The organism is Pseudaestuariivita rosea (genome assembly GCF_017592335.1).
GTDB classification, from domain to species: Bacteria; Pseudomonadota; Alphaproteobacteria; order Rhodobacterales; family Rhodobacteraceae; genus Parasulfitobacter; species Parasulfitobacter rosea.
This window is the reverse complement of the sequence record NZ_JACNMP010000064.1, coordinates 1-7,793: the sequence shown is the minus strand read 5'-3', so window position 1 is coordinate 7,793 and position 7,793 is coordinate 1. Positions and strand designations below refer to the sequence as shown.

At 55.6% G+C, this 7,793-nt stretch carries 7 protein-coding genes and 1 pseudogene; all 8 read left to right on the top strand.

Annotated features, from left to right (window positions below; genetic code table 11):
- Nucleotides 1–246 precede the first annotated feature (246 nt).
- The 8 genes and pseudogenes from H7848_RS19345 (at nt 247) to H7848_RS19310 (ending at nt 7,710) form a co-directional block, all read left to right on the top strand.
- A complete protein-coding gene (locus tag H7848_RS19345; protein WP_208354585.1) occupies nt 247–534 on the top strand; it encodes a hypothetical protein in 288 nt (95 codons plus the stop codon).
- A gap of 58 nt (nt 535–592) precedes the next feature.
- Nucleotides 593–802: pseudogene (locus H7848_RS19340) on the top strand (IS66 family transposase); the annotation flags it as partial.
- A gap of 27 nt (nt 803–829) precedes the next feature.
- Nucleotides 830–1,621, top strand: coding sequence for a hypothetical protein (locus H7848_RS19335; protein ID WP_208354584.1), 792 nt, complete (start codon nt 830–832; stop codon nt 1,619–1,621).
- Complete coding sequence (locus H7848_RS19330) at nt 1,618–2,874, top strand: restriction endonuclease subunit S (RefSeq protein WP_208354583.1); 1,257 nt, start codon at nt 1,618–1,620, stop codon at nt 2,872–2,874. Before H7848_RS19335 ends, H7848_RS19330 begins: the two co-directional genes overlap by 4 nt.
- A complete protein-coding gene (locus H7848_RS19325; protein WP_208354580.1) occupies nt 2,771–4,273 on the top strand; it encodes a type I restriction enzyme subunit R domain-containing protein in 1,503 nt (500 codons plus the stop codon). The genes H7848_RS19330 and H7848_RS19325 overlap by 104 nt, the downstream gene beginning before the upstream one ends.
- A complete protein-coding gene (locus H7848_RS19320) occupies nt 4,263–5,003 on the top strand; it encodes a M48 family metallopeptidase (RefSeq protein WP_208354578.1) in 741 nt (246 codons plus the stop codon). Before H7848_RS19325 ends, H7848_RS19320 begins: the two co-directional genes overlap by 11 nt.
- Before the next feature lie 492 nt (nt 5,004–5,495).
- Nucleotides 5,496–6,440, top strand: a complete 945-nt coding sequence (locus tag H7848_RS19315) for a hypothetical protein (RefSeq protein WP_208354576.1) — start codon at nt 5,496–5,498, stop codon at nt 6,438–6,440.
- A gap of 304 nt (nt 6,441–6,744) precedes the next feature.
- A complete protein-coding gene (locus tag H7848_RS19310; RefSeq protein WP_208354574.1) occupies nt 6,745–7,710 on the top strand; it encodes a hypothetical protein in 966 nt (321 codons plus the stop codon).
- Nucleotides 7,711–7,793 lie beyond the last annotated feature (83 nt).

Sequence of the window (7,793 nt, the reverse complement as noted above, 5' to 3'; positions counted from 1 at the left end):
TCTCCCGAAGGTCCATCGAAAGTGCCTTACCCACTGCTCGCCCTCCATCTTGTGGTCGGCGACAGTGAATCAGCAAAATAAGCCTATGTGAATCCCCCTTGATTCAGGTCGATTTCATCACGCTCTAGCCTGCATAGCAGCCTATCGGGGTAGCGGCTTCGCCGCGTGTACCACCACAAAAAAAATTGGAGCGAAGCGAGAAACCGAAGCCGATATCCGTGACACCTAGCAAAAAAGGAGATGCAGATGACACGAAAGACGATTGCCCAAAAGATCGCAGCAAAGGAACTCGAACTCAACCAATTGAAGCAGGAAGCCGCGCGGCAGAACAAGAAAGACGATACCCGCCGGAAGATCCTGATTGGAGCCGCAACGATGTCTTACTTCAAAATGCTAAGTGACGAAAAACGACCTCGGGCATGGGCTGCTGTGTATGAGCACGTCACAAAACCTGCGGACCGCAAATTTCTTGGGCTGAAGCCGCTTCAGCTTCCTGACGAGTTGCAGCAGGAGAGGGACAGTGCGGGCTCGTGACGGGACATGCCCCACTGCGTAACTGGTGATCACTGCAGATTGAAGACGGCGCGCCCATTCAGTTGTGCGCGATGACCGGCCATGGTCGGGGTCATCACCACCTTGCGCCTGGTACCAGTTCATCATTGATCGAAAGGGTAAGCATTCCGTCAGCCACCTTGCAGGTTACAAAGGCTGGGTCCATGCCGATGGGTACTCTAGCTTCAACGGGCTCTTCGGGCATGACAAGGCAAATGAGATGGCCTGGACGACGTATGTCAGGCGCTAGTTCGTCGATGTCTTCGCATCCGAGGGTATGCTGGCCCGCTTCGCCGCCGCGCCATTGGTTGACAAATACGAGGCCTATCAGCGCCTCATGTCCTACTGGGCCGAGACCATGCAGGACGATGTGTTCATCATCGTGGGCGATGGTTGGGCGGCGGCGAAGGAATTGCGCGAGGCCCGCAAGGAGGTGGACGGGAACAAGACCAAATGGCTCGAAGAGGCCGACCTGACGGTGAACAAGACCCGGCTGGTGGCCGATGTGATCCCGCCCGCGCTGGTGGTGGCGCGCTTCTTCCCTGAGTTGCAAGCGGCGCTGGAGGCGCGCGAGAGCCGGGCCGAGGATCTGGGCCGCGAGATCGAGGAACTGGTGGAGGAACACGGGGCCGAGGGCGGGCTGCTGGTGGACGCGCTGACCGAGGCAGGCAAGCTGACTGCGGCTTCCGTCAAGGCGCGGATAAAGACGGGGGAGGCGGATGCGGAGGAAGCGCCGATGCTGAAGCGCGCCGCCAAGCTGCTGGCCGATGAGACGGCGGCGAAGAAAGCGGCGAAAGAGGCGCAAGCCGCGCTGGACGAGGCCGTGCTGCGCAAATATCCCGCGTTGACGGAGGATGAGATCCGCACGCTGGTAGTCGAAGACAAATGGCTGACCGACCTTGCCACCGCTATCGGTGCCGAGGTCGAGGCCCGCACCGAAACCCTCACCGCCCGCGTCCGCGTGCTGACCGAACGCTATGGCCGGACCCTGCCGGAACTGGCCGCAGAGGTGGAGGCGCTGGGGGCCAAGGTGGCGGGGCATTTGGCGGCGATGGGGTTTGACGGATGACCGGTGAAACCGACCTCGAAAATGTCCCGTCACAACCGAATGGTTGGTCCGAAGCGTCGTTTTATGATCTTGCCAGCATCACCAGTGGCCAAGTTAATCCGAAGTCCGCGCCTTACAGCGAGATGTTGCTGGTTGCGCCGGACCACATAAGAAGTGCGTCCGGTCGCCTCGACATCAGGATGACCGCGACAGAACAGGGGGCGATCAGCGGCAAGTATTTGGTGCAGCCCGGCGAAATCATCTACAGCAAGATCCGCCCCAACCTTCAAAAACTGACCTTTGCCGAAGAAGCCTGCCTATGCAGTGCCGACATGTATCCGGTGCGCGCCAGAGACGGCGTGTCGGCGCGGTTCCTCATGTATCTGATGCTTTCTCGGCCCTTCACGGAGTTTGCGACGGCAGCATCCGCGAGAAGTGGCCTTCCGAAGATCAATCGTGACGAACTTGGGTTTTTCGAAACCGTTGTTCCGAGCGACCTCAACGAACAAGAGGCCATTGCTGAGGCGTTGTCGGATGCGGATGGGGTGATTGAGGGGCTGGAGCGGCTGACTGCGAAGAAGCGGCGCATCAAGCAGGGCGCCATGCAGGACCTCCTCACCGCCACCCGCCGCCTGCCCGGCTTCTCGGGGGAGTGGGGTACAGTCGATTTTGGTGACGTATTCAAGCGGATCAATGCAAAAGACAAACAGGTTCAGACGACTGAATACGCGTCTGACGGGGCAATTCCGATTGTAGACCAAGGAAAGAGCAAGATCGTCGGATACACCAATGTCGAAGCCCGTCGCTATGTTCCGCCTCCTGGTGGTGTGATTATTTTTGGCGACCACACGCGCATCATCAAATTCGTGGATTTTGATTTTGCGCTTGGTGCGGATGGTACCCAGCCGTTGGGCTCTCGTGATGGATTTTCTGCTCGTTTCTTGGCTGACGTGCTCTCGTTGAAGGAAATACCAAATACAGGTTATAATCGACACTTTAAGTTTTTGTTGGAAATGAACTTTTTGGTTCCGCCAACGATCGAGGAGCAGAAAGCAATCGCCGGGGTCCTCAAAGAAATGGACGCCGAAATCGCGGCGCTTGAGGCGCGGCTGGACAAGGCGCGGTTGGTGAAGGAGGGGATGATGCAAAACCTTCGCCGCCGACATCATCATGGACATGGTCAAGAAGCCGCGTCTGGCGGCCGGGAACGGCAACGCCATGCTGGTGGCGGGTTCCATACCCGAAGCCTGCAAATTCTTCGAGATATTCCGTAACTCCGGCTCCGCTATCGCCGACAAATGCGCCATCGTCACCTCCTACAAGCGGAATGCGTCCGAGTTGACTGGCGAAGAGGCGGGCCTTGGCGAGACTGACAAGCAGTATGTGTACAAGGTTTACGATGCGCTTCTAGGCGATCAGGATGAAGAGGAGTATGAGAAGGAGGCGTTGCGCAAGTTCCGCAAGGAACCAGCGCAGATGAAGCTTCTGATCGTTGTGAGCCGCCTTTTGACAGGCTTTGACGCGCCCGCGGCGACCTACATCTATATCGACAAGCAGATGCGCGATCACGGGCTGTTTCAGGCGATTTGCCGGGTCAATCGGCTGGACGGCGATGACAAGGAATTCGGCTATGTCGTCGATTACAAAGATCTATTCAAGAATATCGAGAATGCCGTCGACGACTACACGTCGGAAGCTTTTGACGGATTCGAACAGGCAGACGTCGAGGGTTTGATCTCCGACCGGGCTGATAAGGCGTCCGATGACCTGGTTGGCTCAAAAGAGGCCTGGCTCGCCTTGATGGAGCCTGTGGAGCATCCGAAAGGTGACGAAGAAGTTTACGCGTACTTTTCCAGCCCTCACGGCATCGACCTCGAGGCCGAAGAGAAGGCGCGGCGGCGGCAAGCACTTTACAAGATCGCGGGCCGGTTCGCGCGAGCCTTTGCCTCAGTGGCAGAGGACCCAGCAGCGTCGGGCTTCAACGATTTACAGATGGCGGAGTACCGCAACGAGGTCGAACGCGCGCTGAACATCCGTAACGCCGTGCGGTTGCACAGCGGCGACGCAGTGGACTTCAAGCTGTTCGAGCCAGCTATGCGGCATCTGATCGATACCTACATCAAGGCGGATGACTCGGAGGTTGTCTCAGATCTCGACGACATCAGCCTTATTGATCTTGTGGCCAGCAAGGGAGCGGAGGCCGCCGATGCCGCAGGCAAGGCCGTAAGCGGCAAAAAGGAGAATGTGGCCGAGGCCATTGAGAACAACGTGCGCAAACTCATTATTGATGAGACGCCGGTCAATCCGAAGTTCTATGAGAAAATGTCTGAACTTCTGGCGGACCTGGTCAAGCAGCGCCACGACGAGGCCATTGAATACGCTGTTTACCTGGAACGCATTGCGGAACTTGTTCGGCAGGCCAAACAGGGCCATGCGGAAGCTTACCCAGACGGGATCACGACGCCAGGGCAAAAAGCGCTCTACGATAACCTTGGCGGTGATGCGACTGTCGCCCGCGCCGTTGACAACGCGCTGCGGGCAAATGCGCCCGACGGCTGGCGCGACAATCGCATGAAGGAACGGTTGGTTAAGAGATGCATCCGAGAAGCCCTGCCTGCGAACGCAAAACCGGATGTGATCTTTGAGATCGTGAAGGCCCAACATGAATACTGATGTCTTGCACGTGGCGGGGATTTACATCGAGGTCATCCAAAAGCCGATAAAGAACCTTCACATCGGTGTCTACCCTCCGGATGGCCGGGTGCGGGTTGCTGCGCCTCCGTCGATGAGTCTCGACGCGGTCCGCGTCGCTCTCCTCACTCGGCTGCCTTGGATCGAACGCAAACGACGTGGCTTTGCGCTCCAGCCCCGGGAAGGGCGCCGGGCGTATGTATCTGGCGAGACACATTTCTTTCTCGGACGCCCGTTGCGCCTGCGCGTCGAGGCAATGGCATCTGGTCGCTGTGGGCTCGCGCTCGAGGGTAGCGACGGCTTGCGCATGCGGGTACGCCCGGGCGCCGGGTTTTCCGACCGAGAGCGGATGGTGCTACGCTGGTATCGAGAAGAGCTTCGGGCACGCGGTGGTGCCGCAGTAGCTAAATGGGCCGACTTGCTTGGCGTCTCACGGCCGCTGCTCGGCGTGAAACGGATGCGGACGAAGTGGGGCAGCTGTAACCCATTGGCGGGACGTGTCTGGCTCAACCTATCGTTATCAAAAAAGCCGCCACAGGCAATCGAATATGTTGCTCTACATGAGGTGGCCCATTTCCTATCGCCTCGTCATGACGATGCCTTTATCGCCGTTTTGGATCAGTGGATGCCGTCCTGGCAGAAGGCGCGCGCAGAACTTAACGCAATGCCCCTAGATAACTGGGATGAAGAGTCCGGTCCGATTCTCGTTTGAAGTCTGGGATACAGAATGCCATTGAAAAAAGACGGTTGTACATTTGCTCAATACAGTATCATGCGCTTGCATCTGATGTAGGCTTTCATTTTTCCCTAATGCCAGGGAAACTTACTGTAATCTGAATAGAAGTGTCTCCAAAATTCCCATTCTGACCCTCAAGCAATTCTACTTGGTTCTATTATCATTCTAATGTGTTCTCTTATGTTCAGCTACGCTTTCTCCAACTGTATCAGTGACGTATGTGAGAGCCAAGAATGAATCGACGGAATTCCTGATCAAGGACTACGGGAATCCAATTAAAGAATACGGAACTTCAAAATATTTAGGCGGGTTTCTGCTATGACCTGGCGTGGTGGATGCGCGATAACACGGCTGTGTTCTCTAATTGAACGGTACCGGTCAATCGTTACACGGTAAAATTTGATTTTTGTACGGCGTGCTTTGGAACCATCTCTCTTTCGACGAAATTGGCTTAAAGGAAAGATAGGTATGAACCAAGTGACGCCCAAAGACTTCGTGCTCTCCAACGAGCATCCACATGCAGTCAATATTCCAAGCTCACTCGTCAATTATATTGGTGACAACTGTCCAATGTCGCCGAACGCTCTTCGGCTGGTATATGGTTTGATCTTTTATGGTCAAGCTCGCGGAGCTGGAGTCAATGAAACGATAAGGAGCTTAGGGTCGATGCTTTCAGATTACGCAGAAATCCGCTGTGTCCATCTGAGCAATGTGGTCGGCACCCCAGGAATTCGCGATAATCGTTGGATACGTCAGGCGGTTGAAGATCTTAGTGGGTCACCCCTATTCGACCACATCTCAATTGATGGAACAACAAAGCTCAGGGTGAAGTTGGCAAATCCTGTGTTTAACGCCTTGCCGAGCACAGAAAAGGCTCGGAAGAATTCCATTTTCGTACGCCTTTCACCACCTGACATGATGTTCAGATCTGCTTATAGGATTCGAGCTAATATCCTTATGTGGCACTGCGCGAACCGCAAATGGCCAATGTTCAAATTGCCAAATGTTGCGGCAAACTCGCCAAGTGAAGCCGTTGCTGCGAAGCGGCGAAAACTTGCGATTGAGCTACCAAGCCATTCGAATGAAGACAAGCTCCTCCGCGAGCGGCAGCGGAGAACACTCCTTGGAATTAAGCCGTGGGTGCAATGTCGAGCAGGATGGTTGACTTCGATCGAGGAATTGTCACGCGATCATGCCCTGTCATTTCTTGTTATGCCAGTCTTTGACCCATGGACAGACCGAGTAATCCGCGTGGACGTCAAGATCGAACATAGGCTTACGCAGTGGGGGCCTGAAAAACTCTACTGTGGAGATGCGAGCGTTCGCGGGATTTATGAGATCACACCGAAAGGTCGAACCAGCCTGTCCAGAGACGAATGGAGGCAAAAAAGCGGGCAAACAAAAATATTCTGAACCCATCTTTGACCCTTGCAGGGGGTCCGCACAGCTGTCGTCAGATAAGGAAATTGGTGATTACGAAATGCAACGCAGACTTGCTGTAGGTTACAAGGCTTGAGAATGGCACCGGTCGTTGATAGCGCCGCATGTCAAGAGCAGGTCCGACTTGGGGCCTGGAGAACGCTTGGACGAGAGCGGTCCTGTGTGCTACTACCGATAGACATTTAGCCCACTCAGAGCGCTTATTGTTATATTATCCGTGTCGTTCTGATCAGTAGGCTATTCAGAGCATTATGATAATCCAATACGGGGTCGGCCATTGGCTACACTGACAAAAACACTTGAGTACCGACGCGCGCGTTTCCTTGATGACGGGCAGAATCTTGAACAACTCGTGCGGCAGGCATGGGGGCAGTTCCGAACGCAGGCAGAGCGAACGATCACATTCAGCGACGACCGATCCACGTGCGGATTGCGCTCCCGCGATATCCTGGGAGGCGGCCTCACCGTCCACTGTGCTCGTTTCACTGACGGCCAAGGCGTCACTATTCCGACCGCTCCAGCGCCTGAGGTTGAGGTTGGAGAACGGCCTCCCGCGCCAGGTGAGAACTTTCTAAACTCGGACCTTATGGCTCTGATCCGCGATAACCATGTGATCTGCATGAACTGCGGGCGGAATGCGGGATCCCTGCGCATCTACTTTCAACAACTATTCCGCAAGGCTGGCTTTCCCGATGAGAGCCGTCAGTTTGAGATTGTGCGCATTGGGAGCCCCGACAAGCTGGCAATCATAGAAGCAGTCGGCGTCAAGCGCGTCGACCTTGAGATGGACATTGCTGAGGCGACCGGTGCGGAGCTCATTGAAGACATCGGTGGAGGCGGAATGTGGAGCGCCATCAAGAGCAACTTTGGCGGCGCTTTCAACGCAGTTACAGGACGTGACGAGTCTGTAGAGCAGTTGCGCCGTGCCGAACGCGGCACGGTCCGGGTGTCGATTAATGTGCCGAAGGGCGACCTCGAGGCTGCTAAAGGCGGTCTGGACGACTTTGCCGAGGAGGTCATCGAGGACGAGGAGTCAGATGCCTTTGTGATCCATCTGCGAGATGGGGCGACCATTAAACCGAACGAGGTGTCCGTCAGGAAACAGGTTAAGCTGGAGACGGTGGCCAACTCTGTAAGTGTCTTTCAGGCGTGGGATACGATGGAGACGTACCTGAGTGAGCTAGAGGAAAGTGGGCAGCTAGAGCGTGATGAAATCGACCTGAATCAAGGGGGATTCACATAGGCTTATTTTGCTGATTCACTGTCGCCGACCACAAGATGGAGGGCGAGCAGTGGGTAAGGCACTTTCGATGGACCTTCGGGAGA

Bases quoted from the DNA above. Each gene is read 5' to 3' on its own strand.
- H7848_RS19330 (WP_208354583.1), top strand. From the start codon at position 1,618: ATGACCGGTGAAACCGACCTCGAAAATGTCCCGTCACAACCGAATGGT.
- H7848_RS19315 (WP_208354576.1), top strand. From the start codon at position 5,496: ATGAACCAAGTGACGCCCAAAGACTTCGTGCTCTCCAACGAGCATCCA.
- H7848_RS19325 (WP_208354580.1), top strand. From the start codon at position 2,771: ATGGACATGGTCAAGAAGCCGCGTCTGGCGGCCGGGAACGGCAACGCC.
- H7848_RS19345 (WP_208354585.1), top strand. From the start codon at position 247: ATGACACGAAAGACGATTGCCCAAAAGATCGCAGCAAAGGAACTCGAA.
- H7848_RS19335 (WP_208354584.1), top strand. From the start codon at position 830: ATGCTGGCCCGCTTCGCCGCCGCGCCATTGGTTGACAAATACGAGGCC.
- H7848_RS19320 (WP_208354578.1), top strand. From the start codon at position 4,263: ATGAATACTGATGTCTTGCACGTGGCGGGGATTTACATCGAGGTCATC.